This is a genomic window from Klebsiella sp. CN_Kp104 (genome assembly GCF_040064515.1).
Taxonomy (GTDB): domain Bacteria; phylum Pseudomonadota; class Gammaproteobacteria; order Enterobacterales; family Enterobacteriaceae; genus Klebsiella; species Klebsiella aerogenes.
Map to the genome: position 1 here is coordinate 69,092 of NZ_JBEAII010000029.1, position 19,418 is coordinate 88,509.

The 19,418-nt window shown below is 56.0% G+C and carries 16 protein-coding genes; 4 read left to right on the plus strand and 12 right to left on the minus strand.

Annotated features, from left to right (window positions below; translation table 11 throughout):
* The first annotated feature begins 45 nt into the window (after window positions 1–45).
* Entirely contained in the window at window positions 46–939 is an 894-nt protein-coding gene (gene argP / locus ABLU80_RS15275; RefSeq protein WP_008806448.1) for a DNA-binding transcriptional regulator ArgP, read from the plus strand.
* 54 nt (window positions 940–993) lie between these two features.
* Here the strand turns inward: argP and ABLU80_RS15280 are convergent, their stop codons facing one another.
* From ABLU80_RS15280 to ABLU80_RS15315, 8 genes are all read right to left on the minus strand, one after another.
* Window positions 994–1,761 carry an oxidative stress defense protein gene (locus tag ABLU80_RS15280; RefSeq protein ID WP_015369771.1) on the minus strand — a complete coding sequence of 256 codons (768 nt, stop codon included), beginning with the start codon at window positions 1,759–1,761 and terminating at the stop codon, window positions 994–996.
* A gap of 85 nt (window positions 1,762–1,846) precedes the next feature.
* Window positions 1,847–2,488 (minus strand): arginine exporter ArgO, encoded by a 642-nt coding sequence (argO, locus tag ABLU80_RS15285; protein ID WP_015703435.1) that lies wholly within the window; start codon window positions 2,486–2,488, stop codon window positions 1,847–1,849.
* Window positions 2,489–2,642: 154 nt separating this feature from the next.
* A complete protein-coding gene (locus ABLU80_RS15290; RefSeq protein WP_015369769.1) occupies window positions 2,643–3,500 on the minus strand; it encodes a small-conductance mechanosensitive channel MscS in 858 nt (285 codons plus the stop codon).
* Window positions 3,501–3,629: 129 nt separating this feature from the next.
* The gene (gene allS, locus ABLU80_RS15295; protein ID WP_063410826.1) at window positions 3,630–4,562 is read right to left on the minus strand and encodes an HTH-type transcriptional activator AllS; all 933 of its coding nucleotides are present in this window, start codon (window positions 4,560–4,562) and stop codon (window positions 3,630–3,632) included.
* On the minus strand, window positions 4,462–5,352 hold the full coding sequence (locus ABLU80_RS15300; RefSeq protein WP_063410827.1) for a DUF2877 domain-containing protein: 891 nt from the start codon (window positions 5,350–5,352) through the stop codon (window positions 4,462–4,464). Before ABLU80_RS15300 ends, allS begins: the two co-directional genes overlap by 101 nt.
* Window positions 5,353–5,392: 40 nt before the next feature.
* Window positions 5,393–6,655, minus strand: a complete 1,263-nt coding sequence (locus ABLU80_RS15305; RefSeq protein WP_032712504.1) for a DUF1116 domain-containing protein — start codon at window positions 6,653–6,655, stop codon at window positions 5,393–5,395.
* 16 nt (window positions 6,656–6,671) lie between these two features.
* The gene (locus tag ABLU80_RS15310) at window positions 6,672–8,333 is read right to left on the minus strand and encodes an acyl-CoA synthetase FdrA (RefSeq protein WP_063410828.1); all 1,662 of its coding nucleotides are present in this window, start codon (window positions 8,331–8,333) and stop codon (window positions 6,672–6,674) included.
* Between the two features lie 13 nt (window positions 8,334–8,346).
* Entirely contained in the window at window positions 8,347–9,570 is a 1,224-nt protein-coding gene (locus ABLU80_RS15315; protein ID WP_032706367.1) for an MFS transporter, read from the minus strand.
* A gap of 327 nt (window positions 9,571–9,897) precedes the next feature.
* Here ABLU80_RS15315 and ABLU80_RS15320 point away from each other — a divergent pair, with 327 nt between their 5' ends.
* Window positions 9,898–10,800, plus strand: coding sequence for a carbamate kinase (locus ABLU80_RS15320; RefSeq protein ID WP_032712505.1), 903 nt, complete (start codon window positions 9,898–9,900; stop codon window positions 10,798–10,800).
* Window positions 10,801–10,885: 85 nt separating this feature from the next.
* Here the strand turns inward: ABLU80_RS15320 and fbaA are convergent, their stop codons facing one another.
* The 4 genes from fbaA to tkt form a co-directional block, all read right to left on the minus strand.
* Window positions 10,886–11,965, minus strand: a complete 1,080-nt coding sequence (fbaA, locus tag ABLU80_RS15325) for a class II fructose-bisphosphate aldolase (RefSeq protein WP_004144748.1) — start codon at window positions 11,963–11,965, stop codon at window positions 10,886–10,888.
* A 110-nt stretch (window positions 11,966–12,075) separates the two neighbouring features.
* On the minus strand, window positions 12,076–13,239 hold the full coding sequence (gene pgk, locus ABLU80_RS15330; RefSeq protein ID WP_015369762.1) for a phosphoglycerate kinase: 1,164 nt from the start codon (window positions 13,237–13,239) through the stop codon (window positions 12,076–12,078).
* A 51-nt stretch (window positions 13,240–13,290) separates the two neighbouring features.
* Window positions 13,291–14,310, minus strand: coding sequence for an erythrose-4-phosphate dehydrogenase (gene epd, locus ABLU80_RS15335; protein ID WP_015369761.1), 1,020 nt, complete (start codon window positions 14,308–14,310; stop codon window positions 13,291–13,293).
* A gap of 385 nt (window positions 14,311–14,695) precedes the next feature.
* The gene (gene tkt, locus ABLU80_RS15340) at window positions 14,696–16,687 is read right to left on the minus strand and encodes a transketolase (protein ID WP_348850149.1); all 1,992 of its coding nucleotides are present in this window, start codon (window positions 16,685–16,687) and stop codon (window positions 14,696–14,698) included.
* Window positions 16,688–16,966: 279 nt separating this feature from the next.
* Here tkt and ABLU80_RS15345 point away from each other — a divergent pair, with 279 nt between their 5' ends.
* Both ABLU80_RS15345 and ABLU80_RS15350 read left to right on the plus strand, forming a co-directional pair.
* Complete coding sequence (locus ABLU80_RS15345) at window positions 16,967–17,725, plus strand: M48 family metallopeptidase (protein ID WP_348850150.1); 759 nt, start codon at window positions 16,967–16,969, stop codon at window positions 17,723–17,725.
* 377 nt (window positions 17,726–18,102) lie between these two features.
* Window positions 18,103–19,371, plus strand: a complete 1,269-nt coding sequence (locus ABLU80_RS15350) for an OprD family outer membrane porin (protein WP_348850151.1) — start codon at window positions 18,103–18,105, stop codon at window positions 19,369–19,371.
* Window positions 19,372–19,418 lie beyond the last annotated feature (47 nt).

The window sequence follows — 19,418 nt, forward strand, 5'->3', positions numbered from 1 at the left end:
GTCATAGTGCGGGTTAACGAAAAGTTATGGGGGTACGCCAGAATAATGAAACGACCGGACTACAGAACATTACAAGCGCTGGATGCGGTGATTAGGGAACGTGGGTTTGAGCGCGCCGCGCAGAAGCTATGCATTACACAGTCCGCCGTCTCACAGCGTATCAAACAGCTGGAAAACATGTTTGGCCAACCGCTGCTGGTGCGTACCGTACCGCCGCGCCCGACCGAGCAGGGGCAAAAACTGTTGGCTCTGCTGCGCCAGGTTGAGCTGCTGGAAGAAGAGTGGCTGGGCGATGAGCAGACCGGCTCCACGCCGCTGCTGCTGTCGTTGGCGGTCAACGCCGACAGTCTGGCGACCTGGCTGCTGCCGGCGCTGGCCAACGTGCTATCCGACTCCCCTATTCGCCTCAATCTGCAGGTTGAAGATGAAACCCGCACCCAGGAGCGCTTGCGCCGTGGGGAAGTGGTCGGCGCGGTGAGTATTCAGCCGCAGGCGCTGCCAAGCTGCCTGGTCGATCAACTCGGCGCGCTCGATTACCTGTTCGTCGCCTCGAAGGAGTTTGCGCAACGCTATTTCCCTAACGGGGTAACGCGTTCTGCGCTGCTGAAAGCGCCGGTGGTCGCCTTCGATCATCTCGACGATATGCACCAGGCGTTCCTGCAGCAAAACTTCGACCTGCCGCCGGGCAGCGTGCCCTGCCATATCGTCAACTCGTCGGAGGCCTTCGTGCAGCTGGCGCGTCAGGGCACCACCTGCTGTATGATCCCGCATCTGCAGATCGAGAAAGAGCTGAAGAGCGGCGAGCTTATCGACCTGACGCCGGGGCTGTTCCAGCGCCGGATGCTCTACTGGCACCGCTTTGCGCCGGAAAGCCGCATGATGCGCCGGGTGACCGATGCGCTTATTGATTACGGCCACAAGGTGCTGCGCCAGGATTAAACGGCGGGCATAAAAAAAGCCACTTCAGTGAAGTGGCTTTTTTGTCGCTACGGCTTACTGAGCCGGTTTCGGCGCTTCAGCTGGTTTTGCCGGCGCGGCAGGCGCGGCGGCCTGTGCTGGCTGCAGTTCAAAGACCACGTCAACCTGATCATCAAACTGGATGGTCGCCTGCTCGTAGGTTTCCTGCGCGGAGACCGGCGCGGCGTCAGCCGCTTTCATCATGCGAACCATCGGGCTCGGCTGATAGTTGGAAACATGGTAACGCACGCTATAGACCGGACCCAGCTTGCTGTGGAAGCCAGCAGCCAGTTCCTGCGCCTGATGTACCGCATCATCAATAGCCGCTTTACGCGCTTTATCTTTATAGGCGTCAGGTTGCGCAACGCCCAGCGATACGGAACGAATTTCATTCAGCCCCGCTTTCAGCGCGCCGTCCAGCAGGCCATTCAGCTTATCGAGCTGACGCAGGGTTACTTCGACGGTACGCACCGCGCGATAGCCTTTGAGGATGCTTTTGCCGTTCTGATAGTCGTAATCAGGTTGGGTACGCAGGTTTGCCGAGCTGATATCCTTTTTGGCAATGCCGCTCTTTTCGAGGAAAGAGAGATATTGCGCAACGCGATCGTCAGCCTGTTTTTTTGCCGATGCCGCATCTTTTGCCGCGACGTTAACTTCAATCGCCAGAGTGGCGATATCCGGAACCGCTGCAACGCTTGCTGTGCCTGAAGTCACAATGTGCGGGCCATCCGGCAATTCACTTGCCTGCGCCGCCATAGTGCTGAATCCGAGTGCTGCCGCCAGGGCTAAGACTTTTAACTTCACTGTCGTTTCTCCATCTTGCTTAGGTCGCCCATTTTAAGGACGCATGCCAGCTAGCTTAGCGCTTACGCGCGGAAAGTCCATCGGACTAAGCCTGGTTGATGAGCATCTGTATATGTTGCAGGCCATCTTTTGCCAACTGCAGGGCGATAAACCACATCACCAGCCCGACAAGCACGTTGATGATTCGCTGCGCCCGCGCGGTACGTAAACGCGGCGCCAGCCACGCGGCCAGCAGCGCCAGGCCGAAGAACCATAAGAATGACGCGCTAATCGTCCCCAGCGCGAACCAGCGTTTGGGCTCGACCGCCAGCTGTCCGCCGAGGCTTCCGAGCACCACAAAGGTATCGAGATAAACATGAGGATTAAGCCAGGTCACCGCCAGCATGGTGACGATGATTTTCCAGCGCCCCTGCTTCATGACCTCGGCGCTGGCCAGCTCGAGATTATTGCTCATCGCCGTTTTCAAGGCGCCGAAGCCGTACCATAACAGGAAAGCGACGCCGCCCCAGGTGACCAGCGCCAGCAGCCACGGCGACTGCATCAGCAGCGCGCTACCGCCGAAAATTCCGGCGCAGATCAACGCCAGATCGCTAAGCGCGCACAACAGCGCAATCATTAAATGATACTGGCGGCGGATCCCCTGATTCATCACGAAAGCGTTTTGCGGCCCGAGCGGCAGGATCATCGCCGCGCCCAGCGCAAGCCCTTGAAAGTAATAAGATAGCATCGTTTTATTTTCCGGTTTCATCGTTAATGCCGGAGAATATAGCGCGCCGTCAACATTAGCGGAAATTGATAATTTTAATCATTAATAAGCAAAGCTAATATACAAAGACAAAAAAAGACCGGCAGTGCCGGTCTTGCACCATTGCTGGAAAAAATTACTGCGCTTTTTCCTGCTGATTCACCATGTGTACGTCCATCTGCGGATACGGGAAGCTGATGCCGTTGGCGTCGAAATCGCGCTTAATGCGCTCCAGCACGTCCCAGTAGACGTTTTGCAGGTCGCTGCTTTTGCTCCATACGCGAACCACGAAGTTTACCGAAGAGGCGCCCAGTTCGTTAAGACGAACGGTCATTTCGCGATCGCGCAGAATGCGGTCGTCGGATTCGATAATCGCGGTCAGCAGTTGTTTCACCTTATCGATATCGGCATCGTAGGAGACGCCGATAATAAACTCATTACGGCGCGCCGGCTCACGGGAGAAGTTAATGATATTGCCAGCGATGATTTTGCCGTTCGGCACCACCACGATTTTGCCATCGACGGTACGCAGAGTAGTGGAGAAAATCTGCACGTTCTGCACGGTGCCCGCGATGCCGCCGAGATCGACATATTCACCGGCGCGGAACGGGCGGAACATCACCAGCAGCACGCCTGCGGCAAGGTTCGACAACGACCCCTGCAGCGCCAGACCCACGGCCAAACCGGCGGCGCCCAGCACGGCAATCACTGAGGCAGTCTGCACGCCAACGCGGCCCAGAGCGGCAATCAGCGTAAAAGCGATAATCGCATAGCGCACCAGCGCAGAGAGAAAATCGGCGACAGTTGCGTCGATCTTACGCGCCAGCATCAGGCGGTTGACGGTGTTAGAAACGATGCGCGCCACGATCATCCCGATGATCAGGATAACGATAGCGGCAACGATGTTGACGGCATAGCTCAGCAGCAACTCCTGGTTGCGCGCCAGCCAGGTCCCGGCATGGTTGATGCTATCGACAACGTTCAAATCTTCCATTTAGTAATCCTTGGGTCATATCAAAAAAAAGCAAATGAGATCATTCTCACGAAAATGACCTTTTAAAGGTAAACAAAAACCACCGAAGATGCCATTTCTCAATCTGATCCAGTTGAAACTAACGCAGCATTACGCTTGCGCAGGACAATCCACCATCCGCAAAAAACCGCTGACTAATGCCTCTTTGCGCTCGAACGCCCTGGCGATTTCACTGACAACTTTACCGCTGCCGGCATTCTTCCAGGCAACGGAGAGCGGCGAAGGCTGGCGGGGGTTGGCGACCGCACGGGCCACCAGCGCGCCGGACTCCAGGTAAGCGCGGCACATTCTTTCTGGCAAAAAGCCGACCCCCAGACCGCTAAGATGGCAGGCCAACTTGGTGCTGAGATCCGGAACCTTGATCTCTTTTTGCCCATTGAGCAGCCAGGCGACACGACGCGTCAGAGTCCGCGACGTATCCTCAATGTTAATTGCCGGATAGCGGCGTAGCGCGTCGTCGGAGAGTACCGCCGCGGGGTGACTGGCAAGGGGATGATTCTGCGCCACCACAAACTGCCAGCGAATATCGCCGAGCGGCAATAAAGAGATATTGTTGGACAGGGATTCCGAGCCGGTGACGCCAATCGCCAGCTGGAAATCGTCGTATAGCAAAGAGTCCCAGACCCCCATATAGACCTGGCGGGAAAGCTGAAAGCGGGTAAAGGGAAACTGCTGATGTAGCCAGGTCAGAAGATCCGCGGCGCTTTGCGGCTGATACAGAAGATTATTGATAACGATATTAACCTGTCTTTCGACGCCGGCATTAATCTGCTGGAGTTCATCGGGCATCACGTCCAGCCAGTTCAACCACTGCCGACAGTGCTCAAGCAGATGTTGCCCGGCCAGCGTCAGGCTTACCGAGCGGGTCGTGCGTAAGAAGAGCTGCGTTGCCACCTGCTCCTCCAGCGTTTTGATACGATAGCTAATCGCCGCCGGCGTTTTGTGCAGCAGGCTGGCCGCGCGGGAGAAACTCCCGGTCTCGGCGACCTGTATAAACGTGCGGATGGTTTCCTGATCGAGCATGCGTTCTCCTTGAATCCACTCTCTGTAACCAGTGCTGCGCGAATGCCATCCCCAGCAGCGTATCAGCCCCAGAAGTATGACCTACCGCCAGCAAACGCTGAATTGCCCGCCTGGGATCGCCTGTCGACCGCAGCCCGCGCATTACCTTAACCACCGGCAGCGAAAACTCGCCGCGCCTGGCGCTATTCAGATAGCTACAGCTTACCGAAGTTGTCAGCGAGGTAAGTTGATCCGCCGGGGGGATAAACGCGTGCAGGCGGTCAGAAAAACCGGCGCCGTACAGCATCGCCAACATCCCGGCGAGCATATCATCGCCGCTGGGGGTTAATCCCGGCCCGTTGCCAATCAGCCATCCCCAGTCCGGGAGATCGCCGTGCCGCCAGCGCTCAAGCTCGCCCATAATAGATGAATAAAGCGGCATATCCGCTAACGGTTGATTGAGCGCAACGCGAAGTCCGCTCTGACATGAATAAGACGAAAGATCGAGAGGAAACGAGTGGCCGACGGGAAAGCGAAGTTTGAGCGTCCGACGCGGGCGGATGGCGACTCCCGCCCCCCATAACAAGCGCCCTTGCTTAACCAGCCGCGGAAGATTAGCCAACTGCGCAAACTGTGTGCTGCTAAGCAGAATCCCCGTCGGACCCATACCTTTGCCGTAGCGAAACAACGTCAGTAAAGTCCCATCGGCGTGGACGAAATTAACCGCCTGTGAAAACCGGCTATGACGCTGCCACACGCCATCGGCTAACTGTTCAAGGCCGGTACAGGCCAGCGCATTGAGGGTTTTCATCGACGTCTCTCCGGGGCGGCAGCGCCGCCCCTTTCTCGACTCAGGCAGTGATGTGGTGCAGTTCCGCTAACGCTTCCAGCGCCTTTTCAAAGCACAGCAGCGGCGCGCGAACGGTTCCCGCCCCCACCTGACCTATCCCTGCTTCGCGGTGGGCAATACCGGTATTGATAAGCGGCGTGATGCCGGTTTCTACGACCCGACGAACATCCAGCCCCAGACAGGCGCCTTTGAAATCCCATGATGGGATCTGGAACAGCGGGTTGTTGGCAAGATAGATTTCAGACATTTCTTCAGATGTTTCCAGCGCCGCGCCCATTCCGCCAGCGCCGACGAACCGCGTCACGCCCGGGGCGGCAATCATCGCCGCGCCGCCGATCCCCAGCGTTTCGGTAATCGCGCTATCGCCGATATCCGGGTTAGCATCCGCCTGGCTGTAGCCGGTGAAGAACAGCCCCTGCGGCGTATTCACCGGTGCGGTAAACCAGCGATCGCCGGTACCGCTAACGCGAATGCCGAACTCGCGGCCATTGCGGGTCATGGCGGTCACCACCGAGCCGGCTTTGATTTCCGCCGCCGCATCCATCACCGCTTTGCTGTAAGCCATCGCCAGGTTGAGGAAGAACTGATCGGTGACGCTGAGGAACTGCAGCACGGCGACAATTTCCGCATTCGGCCGATCCAGGCCGGCAATGACCGGCGATAGCGTGCGCAGCAGCAGCGACGAGGCGGCGATATTACGCTGGTGAAACTCATCGCCCATGGTAATCGCCTGCGCCATCATCGCCGTCAGGTCAACGCCGTTTTCCATCCGCGACAGCGCCTCCTGCAGCACCGGCGCGAGCGTGTCGCGCATCCAGCGCAGACGCGTTTGCACATCCTCGCCGTAAGCGCCGAAGCGCATCACTTTGCCGATCCCTTCGTTCAGGTTGCAGCAGGATTGGTTGCCATGAACCATATCGCGCACCACCAGCACCGGCATGTTCGCCGAGGTGATCCCGCCCATCGGCCCCACCGCGCCCACGTGATGACAAGGGATGAATTCCACCTCTCCCTGCTCCAGCATCCGCACGGCTTCTTCTTCGCTCGTCGCCCAGCCTTCAAACAACGAAGCGCCGATACAGGCTCCGCGCATCGGCCCGGTCATCTCTTGCCAGGCGATTGGCGGCCCGGCGTGCAGTAATTTACGTCCAGAAGATAATTCAGCCACCGCCTCTTTCGCAGGGCGGACGGCAACCCAATGCGGGCGCGCGGCTTTAATTCGTTCGATAATGGCTTCGTTAGCCTGTGCAATTGATGAGTACATATCCATACCTCTGAACTTAATGTAACTGCTTGAGTAAACTGGCAAGACGAGCGTTACCGCCGGCAACGGGCGCCCACTGATAATGCACTACCGGCGTACCGCTGCTTTGTAGATCCAGCGCGAAGCTGCGCAACCCGGCATTAATGACCTGCACGCCGTCGAGCAGCGGGTTATGCGCTGTCGATTCGCTCTGCGGCTGATGCTGCGTCAGGCTAACCGCCAGTAGCGTCGCCTCTTCGAGGGTTTCGACCACCGCGACCCCGGCATTGTCCAGGATGGCTATCTGCTCGCTACGGCCCTGCGGGTCGGCATCGGTACCGGTCATGGTGGCGATAACTACCAACGGCGCGACACGTTTACGGCGAACCTGCTCGATGGCCTCAACCACTGCCCCGGCGGGATCGGCGCAGGCGCCATAGCCCAGCACCACATCCAGCAACAGCACGCCAACTTCCGGCATCGCCGCCAGCTTCTCAATTTCAATGCTGCGGGTGGTGGGGTCGATCATCGGGTGCGGTCTGCCGAGGGTGTAGCTATCGTCGCCAAGGTCGACAATGCGATGCCCGCCGGCTTCCAGCATCACACCGTCGGCGTGGCTGTCGCTGACCGGCACTCCCAGATGGGCGGAAAGCAGCATCGCGGCCTCGGCGGCAAGGGTACCGCCAGCGTACAGGCCATAAATCCCCTTGCCTGCAACCTGCGGCTGGCTCTGCCGCTGTTGCGCGACCCGCATCAGCAGTACCGCCAGTTGCGCGGCGTCCGCCAGCGAGTTCGCCAGCCAGACGTTGCCCTCGCGGCGCTGCTCGGCACGGCTGCCGAGGAACAGCGCCACCACCGGTTTATTCTGTTTTTGCATGGCGGCAATGATGCGGGCACGCACCTGTGGCGAAGGCGGTTTGGAGACAAAAGCGATAACCTGCGTCGCGCTATCGGCCGCCAGCATCTCCAGCGCGGTCAGGGCGCTGATACCGCCGACTTCGGCGCTGAGATCGCGCCCGCCAAGGCCGATGGCGTGGCTAATTCCCTGTTGATGCAGCGCCACCTGCGAGGTGATTTCCTGGATGCCGGTCCCCGATGCGCCGATGACGCCAATTCCGCCCTGCGGCAAAACGTTAGCGAAAGCCAGTGGACTACCGGCGATCATCGCCGTCCCGCAGTCCGGACCCATTACAATGAGCCCCTTCTCGCGAGCCAGCGTTTTCAGTTCAACTTCTTGCTCCAGCGGGACGTTATCGGAAAACAGCATCACGCTCTTATTGGCTAACAATCCCTCTTTCGCCACCCCGGCGGCGTACTCGCCTGCCACCGAAACCAGCAACAGATTCGCGTCCGGTAATTTCTGGCAGGCGCTCTCCCAGCGCCGCGCCTTGACCAGCTGCGTTGAACTGCCCGATGCATTAGCGATAGCGCTCAGCTCTTTCTCTAATTGTTCACGGATTAAATCGAGAATTTCCGGCTGCGCTTCCTGCGTGCGGACTGCGACACAAATATCGTTGGGCGTCGCCTCGGCGAAATCCGGGTGCCAGAATCCGGTCGACTCCAGCATCGATTTATTCGCCGGGGTACCCATCATGACCGAAACCTGATCCACTTCCGGGCGTTCACTTAATTTTCGGGAGATAATCATCAGGCTTACGGAATCCTGAAAGCTTCCCTTTTTAATAAAAGCGTAAATCATTACCGCTACCTCTTTATGTGCGTTTTTCTTTTAAAAACAGCATGGCGACCAGACCAATGACCAGCAGCGCCGCGGAAACATAAAAACTCGAAGCCAGACTGCCGGTAATATCACGCGCCGCCCCTGCAATAATTGGCGCCAGAATCGATGAGCTCATCCCAATAAAATTAAATAAACCAAACGCGGTACTGTAATTGGTCTCATCGACGCTATCGGCGACCAGCGCCACCAGCACCGGATCCAGCGCCAGTTTGCCAACCAGGCCGTACACGCACAGCGCCACGATGACGCCGGTCATACTCGGCATCCAAATAATGGAAAGCATGCTGGCAATCGCCACCGGCACGAGGAATAAAATTAACGGTTTGCGGCGGCCTAATTTATCCGACAGCCCCGAGAACAACAGCGCGCCGGGAATAGAGATCCACGCGACCAGCGACGAAATAAACCCGGTTTCGCTACCGGCAATACCGCGCTCGTTTTGCAGATAATAAGGAAGCCAGGTCAGAATAACGAAGAAACCAAACAGGCTGCAGAACACCATGATATAGGTCAGAATTAAATTACGATTCTTCAACAGATCGCTAAATTTGCCTTTTTGTACCGGCTTGCCCTCGGCGTCGGCGGTGCGTTTTTTCTCTTTCACAAAGAGCCAGATAGCAACCCCTACCAGCACCGAAGGTATCGCCATGGCATAAAACGGCATCCGCCAGGAGTAACCCTGGTCATAAACCAGCCAACTGGAGGTCATCAGACCCAACGCGATGCCAAAGGCCATTCCGCTATTGATAATCGCGCTACCCAGCGAGCGGAACTTTTTCGGGATCTGCTCGGAAGACAATCCGTACTGCGGGCCATAATATGTCCCCTCGCCTGCGCCGGTGACCACGCGGGCAAACAGCAGCATATACCAGCTTTTTACCCAACCGGTGACCGCGGTAAAAACGCCAAACAGAATAAACCCAGGCACCAGCACTTTTTTCTTACCGATTTTGTCCCCGAGGATCCCCGCCGGCACCTGCAGCAATGCATAAGAAAAATAAAATACGGAGTTGAGCACTCCTAATTGCGTACCGCTTAAACCAAATTCTTTTTCCAGTTCGCCCATCACTGGATTTAATACCGTGCGATCGGCATACATAAATACCCAACCTAACCAGAAAAGAAATACCGTGACCCACCAGGCGGGTATTCCTTTTCTTTTGGTCACCTCGGTTACCTCATACGTTCCTGACATAAGCTATCTCCCGGCAATATTCACCTCAGGCCATCCCAGCGGATGGGTGAAGGATTGATGTTTTAACTCTGCTAACCATATCGGGGTAACCATGTATTTCATTTGAACAAAGTCACACAAAATCCATTGTTTTAAATTCCTAAAGACTGCTGACGAAATTATTAAAAAAAATCTAATAATCATCTTTAAAAACATTTAAATAAAACCAGCGAATATAATATTTATTAGCGAGATATTTTTTACTCTCGATAAAGTGGCGATCTCATCACATTACCTGGCCGCTAAAACGATATTTTTAGCGCACTTCTATAATTCAATGAGGTCATCATGAAAAAGAAAATCGTCATTGCGCTGGGTGGTAACGCACTGCTGCAGCGCGGAGAAGTGCTCAGCGCGGAAAACCAACAGCGCAGCATTCAACTTTTTGCCCGGATGGCGGCGGAATTAGCCCGCGATTACCAACTGGTGATCGTACACGGCAATGGCCCGCAGGTCGGATTGCTGGCGCTGCAAAACGCCGCCTATCAGGAATCTCCCGCCTGGCCGCTGGATATTCTGGTCGCGGAAAGTCAGGGGATGATAGGCTTCGCTATCGCTCAGGAACTGATGCAGTACGCCGGTGCGCCGGTCAGCACCCTGATGACGCGCGTAGAGGTGGCGGCAAATGATGACGCTTTCGCGGCGCCGGGGAAATATATTGGCCCGGTTTATCCGCCGCAGCAGCAGGCGGAACTGGAAAAACGCTATGGTTGGCAGATGAAAGCGGATGGCGACTATATCCGTCGGGTGGTCCCTTCCCCCAGACCGCTAAATATTGTTGATAGCGCGGCCATTCAGACGCTGATGGATGCCGGTCATCTGGTGATTTGCTGCGGCGGAGGCGGGATCCCGGTGGTTGCCGATACTCACGGTTACCGGGGAGTCGAAGCGGTTATCGATAAAGATCTGACGGCGGCGGCGCTTGCCAGCGCCATTCATGCCGACCACCTGCTGATACTGACGGATGCCGATGCGGTCTATGTTGACTGGGGGACGCCGCAGGCTCGCCCGTTGCATCACGCCACCATTGCAACGCTCGCGCCATTTGCCGCGCCGGACGGCGCAATGGGGCCGAAAGCGGAAGCGGTCATTCAGTTTGTCAAACAGACCGGAAATAACGCCTTTATCGGCGCGTTAAAGGATGCGCCACAGATATTAGCCGGGGAGAAAGGGACCTGTGTAAGTCGCTAAAAAAAAGGCTTCCCGCAGGAAGCCTTTTTTATGCCGGTAATAAAAGGAAACGCCGTTTCCCTTCATTACCTCGCAGCAAGCTAAATTACAGAACGTCGATCGCGTTCAGCTCTTTGAATGCCTGCTCCAGACGGGTCACCATAGAGGTCTGAGCGGCACGCAGCCATACGCGCGGGTCGTAGTATTTCTTGTTCGGCTGGTCTTCGCCTTTCGGGTTGCCCAGCTGGCCCTGCAGGTAAGCTTCGTTCGCTTTGTAGTACTGCAGGATACCGTCCCAGGTCGCCCATTGGGTATCGGTATCGATGTTCATTTTCACAACGCCGTAGCTGACGGAGTCTTTGATTTCCTGAGCGGAAGAACCGGAACCGCCGTGGAAGACGAAGTTCAGGCTGTTGTGCGGCAGGTTGTGTTTCTTAGAAACATATTCCTGAGAGTCGCGCAGGATAGTCGGGGTCAGAACCACGTTACCCGGCTTGTAAACGCCGTGTACGTTACCGAAGGAAGCGGCGATGGTGAAGCGCGGGCTGATTTTGCTCAGCTCGGTGTACGCGTAATCAACGTCTTCCGGCTGGGTGTACAGTGCGGAAGCGTCCATGTGGCTGTTGTCCACGCCGTCTTCTTCACCGCCGGTGCAGCCCAGTTCGATTTCCAGAGTCATGCCCATTTTGGCCATGCGAGCCAGGTACTTAGAGCAGATCTCGATGTTTTCGTGCAGGGACTCTTCGGACAGGTCGATCATGTGGGAAGAGAACAGCGGTTTGCCAGTGGCAGCGAAGTGTTTTTCACCCGCGTCCAGCAGACCGTCGATCCACGGCAGCAGTTTCTTCGCGCAGTGGTCAGTGTGCAGAATAACCGGCACGCCGTAGTGTTCAGCCATCTGGTGAACGTGATGCGCGCCAGAGATAGCGCCGAGGATAGCAGCGCCCTGCGGAACGTCAGTTTTCACGCCTTTGCCCGCGATGAACGCAGCGCCGCCGTTAGAGAACTGTACGATAACCGGAGAACGAACTTTCGCAGCAGCTTCCAGAACGGCGTTGATGGAATCAGTACCCACGCAGTTTACCGCTGGCAGAGCAAAGTTGTTTTCTTTAGCTACCTGGAACACTTTCTGAACGTCGTCGCCAGTGATGACGCCCGGTTTTACGAAATCAAAAATTTTAGACATGTTACTTAGTCCTGTATCTGTATCTTCGACCGTTGAAGAAGGTTCGCGAGCTGTACAAAATTGTACGTTAGCGCGCTGAAAAACAGGCGGGTTTCCCCGCCTGAACTAAATTACTGCTTAGCGCGCTCTTCGAGCATTGCTACTGCCGGCAGAACTTTGCCTTCCACGAATTCGAGGAATGCGCCGCCGCCAGTGGAGATGTAGGAGATTTTGTCAGCGATGCCGAACAGGTCGATCGCCGCCAGGGTGTCACCGCCGCCTGCGATAGAGAAGCCTTCGCTGTCTGCGATAGCATTAGCGACGATTTCAGTACCTTTACGGAAGTTCGGGAATTCGAATACGCCAACCGGGCCATTCCACAGAATGGTTTTGGCGTTTTTCAGGATTTCAGCCAGTTTCTGTGCGGAAACGTCGCCGAGGTCCAGAATCTGCTCGTCATCTTTGATGTCGTTAACGGATTTCAGGGTCGCAGTGGCGGTTTCAGAGAACTCGGTAGCGACGCGAACGTCAGTCGGAACCGGGATATCGCAGGTGCTCAGCAGGCGCTTAGCTTCGTCAACCAGGTCCGCTTCGTACAGGGATTTACCGACGTTGTGGCCTTGAGCGGCAACGAAGGTGTTAGCGATACCGCCGCCTACGATCAGCTGGTCAGCGATTTTGGACAGAGAGTCGAGAACGGTCAGTTTGGTGGAAACTTTAGAACCGCCAACGATAGCAACCATCGGACGAGCCGGCTCTTTCAGCGCTTTACCCAGCGCGTCGAGTTCAGCGGCCAGCAGCGGGCCTGCACAAGCGACATCGGCGAATTTACCGATACCGTGGGTGGAAGCCTGCGCGCGGTGCGCGGTACCGAAAGCGTCCATGACGAATACGTCGCACAGCGCAGCGTATTTCTTAGACAGTTCTTCGTCGTCTTTTTTCTCGCCTTTGTTGAAGCGAACGTTTTCCAGAACCACCAGTTCACCGGCAGCAACGTCAACGCCATCCAGGTAATCTTTAACCAGACGAACCGGGTTAGACAGTTTGTCTTTCAGGTAATTAACAACCGGCAACAGAGAGAATTCTTCGTTGTACTCGCCTTCGGTCGGACGACCCAGGTGAGAAGTAACCATTACTTTAGCACCCTGTTTCAGCGCCAGTTCGATGGTCGGCAGGGAGGCGCGGATACGCGCGTCGCTGGTCACTTTGCCATCTTTAACCGGTACGTTCAGATCAGCACGGATGAAAACGCGTTTACCAGCCAGATCCAAATCGGTCATCTTAATTACAGACATGGTGAATCCTCTCGTTGATTCTTGATAAAGTTTTGCAAGCGCCGCAGCGCCTTACCTGAAACCTTGCGCGGCCATCGCTAACGTCGTGTCGAGCATTCGGTTAGCAAAGCCCCATTCGTTATCGCACCAGACCAACGTTTTGATCAGATGCGCGCCACTGACCCTGGTTTGCGTGCCATCGACGATGGCGCTGTGCGGGTCGTGGTTAAAATCTGTCGAGACCAACGGTAATTCCGTATAGTCAACTATACCATGAAATGCTCCCTGTGCTGCTTTTTGCAGCAACTGGTTGACTTCACAGGCCTTTACCGGTTTTTTCACCGTCACGCTCAGGTCAATTGCGGTGACGTTAATCGTCGGTACACGTACCGCGATCGCCTCAAAACGGTCGTTAAACTGCGGGAAAATACGGGTGATCCCCGCCGCAAGTTTAGTATCAACCGGAATAATTGACTGGCTGGCCGCACGGGTTCGCCGCAGATCCGGATGATAGGCATCGATCACCTGCTGGTCGTGCATCGCGGAGTGGATTGTCGTGACCGTTCCTGACTCAATGCCGTAGGCATCATCTAGCAGTTTAATGACCGGAATAATGCAGTTGGTAGTGCAGGAGGCGTTGGAGACAATGCGGTGCTCCGCGCGCAGTTCATCATGGTTGACGCCGAAGACTACCGTTGCGTCGAGATCGTTGCCGCCAGGATGTGAAAAGAGCACTTTCTTCGCGCCAGCCTGAAGATGGGCTTCGCCATGTTCACGGCTACCGTATACGCCGGTACAGTCCAGCACCACATCTACCGCCAGCTCCTGCCAGGGCAGCGCGGCGATAGAAGGCTCATGCAGTAGACGAATGACGTCATCGCCGACATACAGCTGTTCCCGCTCCTGGCGAACATCCCAGGAAAAACGGCCATGGCTGGTGTCGTACTTCAATAAATGCGCGATGCCTGCGGCATCCGCCAGTTCATTGATCGCCACCACGGTGATTTCCGCACGACGCCCGGATTCATACAAAGCGCGAACCACGTTGCGTCCTATGCGACCGAAGCCATTAATCGCGATGCGTATGGTCATAGGTCTCCTGCAAGGTTATCCCTGATTTGAGGTGGCTGACAGAGTAATCCAGCAACGCCTTTAGGGGAACCTTACCTGTCGCAAACTGCGACTGATTGATTAATTGTCGAACATTTATACGACTGAAACGCTTCAGCTAGAATAAGCCAAAGTCGGAATAAAAGGAATGTTTGTCCAGAGCAATAAACCAGCTATATGACTTGCGTCACATTTTCTTTGGAATAATTCACAGGGTGGTTACATGTTCGAGGAATAGTGCCTTCAAAAAAACCGGGTGGCGAGATAAAAGCAAAACGGTAACCCAGGGGTTACCGTTTTTGGTGTTCGCACCCTCTCCCACAGGATAGGGTTGAGGTGCGGGCATCAGCCCGCACCGTACCAGCGATTACAGCAGTGCTTTCGCTTTGGCGACAACGTTGTCAACGGTGAAGCCGAACTCTTCAAACAGCTGCTCTGCCGGCGCAGACTCACCGAAGGTGGTCATGCCAACGATGGCGCCGTTCAGGCCAACGTATTTGAACCAGTAGTCCGCGATACCGGCTTCTACCGCTACGCGGGCAGAAACGGCTTTCGGCAGTACGGATTCACGATAGGCCGCATCCTGCTTGTCGAACGCGTCGGTGGACGGCATGGAGACCACGCGCGCCTTCACGCCTTCAGCGGTCAGTTTGTCCCACGCGGCAACCGCCAGTTCCACTTCTGAACCGGTGGCGATGAAGATCAGTTCCGGCTGGCCGGCGCAATCTTTCAGCACATAACCGCCGCGGGCCACGTTTGCCAGTTGCTCTGCGGTACGCTCCTGCTGCGCCAGGTTCTGACGGGAGAGGATCAGCGCGGTCGGGCCGTCCTGACGCTCTACGCCATATTTCCACGCAATCGTGGATTCAACCTGGTCACACGGACGCCAGGTGGACATGTTCGGCGTGACGCGCAGGGAAGCCACCTGCTCTACCGGCTGGTGAGTCGGGCCATCTTCGCCCAGACCGATGGAGTCGTGGGTGTAGACCATCACCTGACGCTGTTTCATCAGCGCCGCCATGCGTAGCGCGTTACGCGCATATTCCACGAACATCAGGAAGGTAGAGGTGTACGGCAGGAAACCGCCGTGCAGCGAGATACCGTTGGCAATCGCGGTCATACCGAATTCACGTACGCCGTAATGGATGTAGTTACCGGCGGTGTCTTCGTTGATCGGCTTAGAGCCGGACCACAGGGTCAGGTTGGACGGCGCCAGGTCGGCAGAACCGCCGAGGAATTCCGGCAGCAGCGGGCCAAACGCTTCAATGGCGTTCTGCGATGCTTTGCGGCTGGCGATCTTCGCCGGATTCGCCTGCAGCTTAGCGATGAACTCGTTAGCTTTCGCGTCGAAGTCAGACGGCATTTCGCCTTTCATACGGCGGGTGAATTCGGCTGCTTCCTGCGGGAAGGCTTTGGCGTAGGCGGCAAACTTGTCGTTCCACGCGGCTTCTTTCGCCTGGCCAGCTTCTTTCGCATCCCACTGCGCATAGATGTCAGACGGGATTTCAAACGGGCCGTAATTCCAGCCCAGCGCTTCGCGGGTCAGCGCGATTTCCGCGTCGCCCAGCGGCGCGCCGTGGGAATCATGGGTGCCTGCTTTGTTCGGCGAACCGAAGCCGATGATGGTTTTGCACATCAGCAGGGACGGTTTGTCGGTGACCGCGCGCGCTTCTTCTACCGCGCGTTTGATGGCGTCAGCGTCGTGACCGTCAACGCCGCGCACCACGTGCCAGCCGTAGGCTTCAAAGCGTTTCGCGGTATCGTCGGTGAACCAGCCTTCAACGTGACCATCGATGGAGATGCCGTTGTCATCATAGAACGCCACCAGTTTACCCAGTTTCAGGGTACCGGCCAGGGAGCACACTTCGTGAGAAATGCCTTCCATCATGCAGCCGTCGCCCATGAAGGCGTAGGTGAAGTGATCGACGATGTCGTGTCCTGGACGGTTAAACTGCGCCGCCAGCGTTTTTTCCGCGATAGCCATACCGACTGCGTTAGCGATACCCTGGCCCAGCGGGCCGGTGGTGGTTTCCACGCCTGCGGTGTAGCCGACTTCCGGGTGGCCCGGAGTCTTAGAGTGCAGCTGACGGAAGTTTTTCAGTTCTTCAATCGGCAGATCATAACCGGTGAGGTGCAGCAGGCTGTAAATCAGCATGGAGCCGTGACCGTTGGACAGCACGAAGCGGTCGCGATCGGCCCAGGACGGGTTCTGCGGGTTATGGTTCAGGAAATCACGCCACAGGACTTCGGCAATGTCAGCCATGCCCATCGGGGCGCCAGGGTGGCCGGATTTGGCTTTCTGTACAGCGTCCATGCTCAGCGCACGAATAGCGTTGGCAAGCTCTTTACGTGAGGACATTTTGACTCCAGTTCGGATGTTATAAGGCCATGCCCTTAACGACTTGACGAGAGCGCGTTTTGGGCTACGCCGGAAAAAAGTGTGAACAATGTAACCCAAGCGACAAAGCATGTACATGGAGCATCCTTTTGCCCATTAAGAAATCTCTGGAACACGTTGTGCTGCCGCGGAATCCACTCGCCCGGATCATGAGATACTATTTATACTTTGCACAGGACGAGGCGGGTCCGTCGTCGCCCATTATTCAGATAAAAAACCATAAGATTGTGGAAGATAAAAATGAAAATTCGCTCAACCCTTCTTGCCTTCGGGATCGCAGCAACGTTAACCGGATGTCAGAACATGGACTCCAACGCCCTGCTGAGCTCGGGCGCGGAAGCATTCCAGGCCTACTCTCTTAGCGACGAACAGGTAAAAACCTTAAGTGACCAGGCGTGTAAAGAGATGGACGCCAAAGCCACTATTTCTCCGGCCAGCAGCGAGTACAGCAAACGCCTGAGCAAGATTGCCGCGGCGCTGGGCGATAACATCAACGGTCAGCCGGTCAACTACAAGGTTTATGAAACAAAAGACGTCAACGCCTTCGCGATGGCCAACGGCTGCATCCGCGTTTATAGCGGCCTGATGGACCTGATGAACGATAATGAAGTGGAAGCGGTTATCGGCCACGAAATGGGCCACGTTGCGTTGGGCCACGTGAAGAAAGGGATGCAGGTCGCGCTGGGCACCAACGCCGTGCGCGCGGCGGCGGCCTCCGCTGGTGGTATCGTCGGTAGCCTGTCGCAGTCGGAGCTGGGCGATCTCGGCGAAAAACTGGTGAACTCGCAGTTCTCCCAACGCCAGGAGTCGGAAGCGGACGACTACTCTTACGACCTGCTGCGTAAACGCGGCATCAATCCATCGGGACTGGCCACCAGCTTCGAAAAACTGGCCAAGCTGGAAGCCGGCCGTCAGAGCTCCATGTTTGACGATCACCCGGCATCGGAAGCCCGCGCGCAGCATATTCGCGATCGCATGAAGGCCGACGGTATTAAATAAGCGACAGCGGGAGGCATTATTGCCTCCCTTTTTTATATACCCGTAAAAATATTTAGCCGCATCAATTGATAATTTAAGCGCACAAACCGTTAATTATTATCACAGCGCATCACAGCCAATTATTTTATGCCCGGCGATTCAGAAATATATTATTTGGTAAATTAAAAAGGCCGCACACTATCTGGCTTCCAGAATCGTCTTTAGCCGAATAATAAATAGTCCACCCCTTACTACCTGGCGCACGGCTCATGCGCCATACAGCCTGTTTCCGGCTGCAATAACTGCTCACACAATGATTGCTTTCGACATTATTTCAGGAGAATATCTGACTGGCAGTGATTCCCATGAATATATCGACAGACAGAGAAGTGCCCTCAGTGAAAAAAGAATTATCATTACTCGCACTTGGCATTATTGCCGCCGCGCCGGCTTTCGCCAGCCAACAATCTACCAGTCAGGGCTTTATTGAAGACAGCCACCTCGATCTCTTTTTACGTAACGCTTATATCAAACGCGATTATCGCGATGGTTTGCCGGATAAAGCCGAATGGGGTCAGGGTATCATCGCTACCTTCGAGTCCGGCTTTACTCAAGGGCCGGTCGGCTTCGGCGTTGACGGCATTGCGCAGTACGCCGTGCGCCTCGACGGCGGCCGCGGCCGCAGCGGCGCGGGCGGTATCGACTTTTTCGCCCAGGATGATGATGGCCGCGCGAAGTCCGATTTAGCCAAATTCGGCGCTACCGCTAAAATGCGCTTCTCGAATACCGTACTCAGCTACGGCAGCCAGCGCCCGATGCTGCCTATCGTCTACGCCGATGACTCGCGGCTGCTGTATGAGAGCTATACCGGTACCATGCTGACCTCAAGAGAAATCGACGGCCTGGAAATTAACGCCGGGTATTTCACCGATCAGCAGCGCAAAAGCGACGACAGCCACAATAGCGGCCTGAAGAGCCTGACCTTTGGCGGCGCCAGCTATCAATTCAACGACCAGCTTAGCGGCGCGCTTTACGCTTCACACGTCGAGGACGTGCTGAATAAGCAGTATCTCGGCCTGAACTACAAGCAGCCGTTCGCCGCCGACCAGCAGCTGATTGTTGACTTCAATGGCTATAACTCGCGCTTAGATCAAGAATATGCCGACGCCAATGACACCGGGCGCAGCAACAGCATCTGGAGCCTGGCCGCCAGCTACATCTGGGATATTCATACCTTTAAAGTCGCTTACCAGCAAAGCAGCGGCAGCACCGGCTACCACTACGGCGGGTATCAGAATCAGGGCGGCGTTGGCGATGGCGGCAACACCATCTGGCTGGCTAACTCCTACTGGTCCGATTTTAACGGCGAGGATGAGCGTTCCTGGCAGGCCTCCTATGGCCTGGATTTTGCCGGACTGGGCGTACCGGGCCTGAGCTGGACCACCGCCTACGTTCGCGGCGATAACATTAAAACCGCCGAGACCAGCAACGGCAAAGAACACGAATGGTTCAACCAGGTGCAGTACCAGGTGCAAAACGGCATGGCGAAAGATTTGAAATTGAAACTCCGCTATTCGATGCTGCGCGTTTCCAGCAACGCCAGCGACTATAACGTCAGCGGTAATGAAGTGCGGTTCTACGTCGAATATCCGTTTAACGTGTTTTAACCGTGTCATGAACCCTCTCCTGTGAGCCGGCCCTCTCCCGGCGCGCA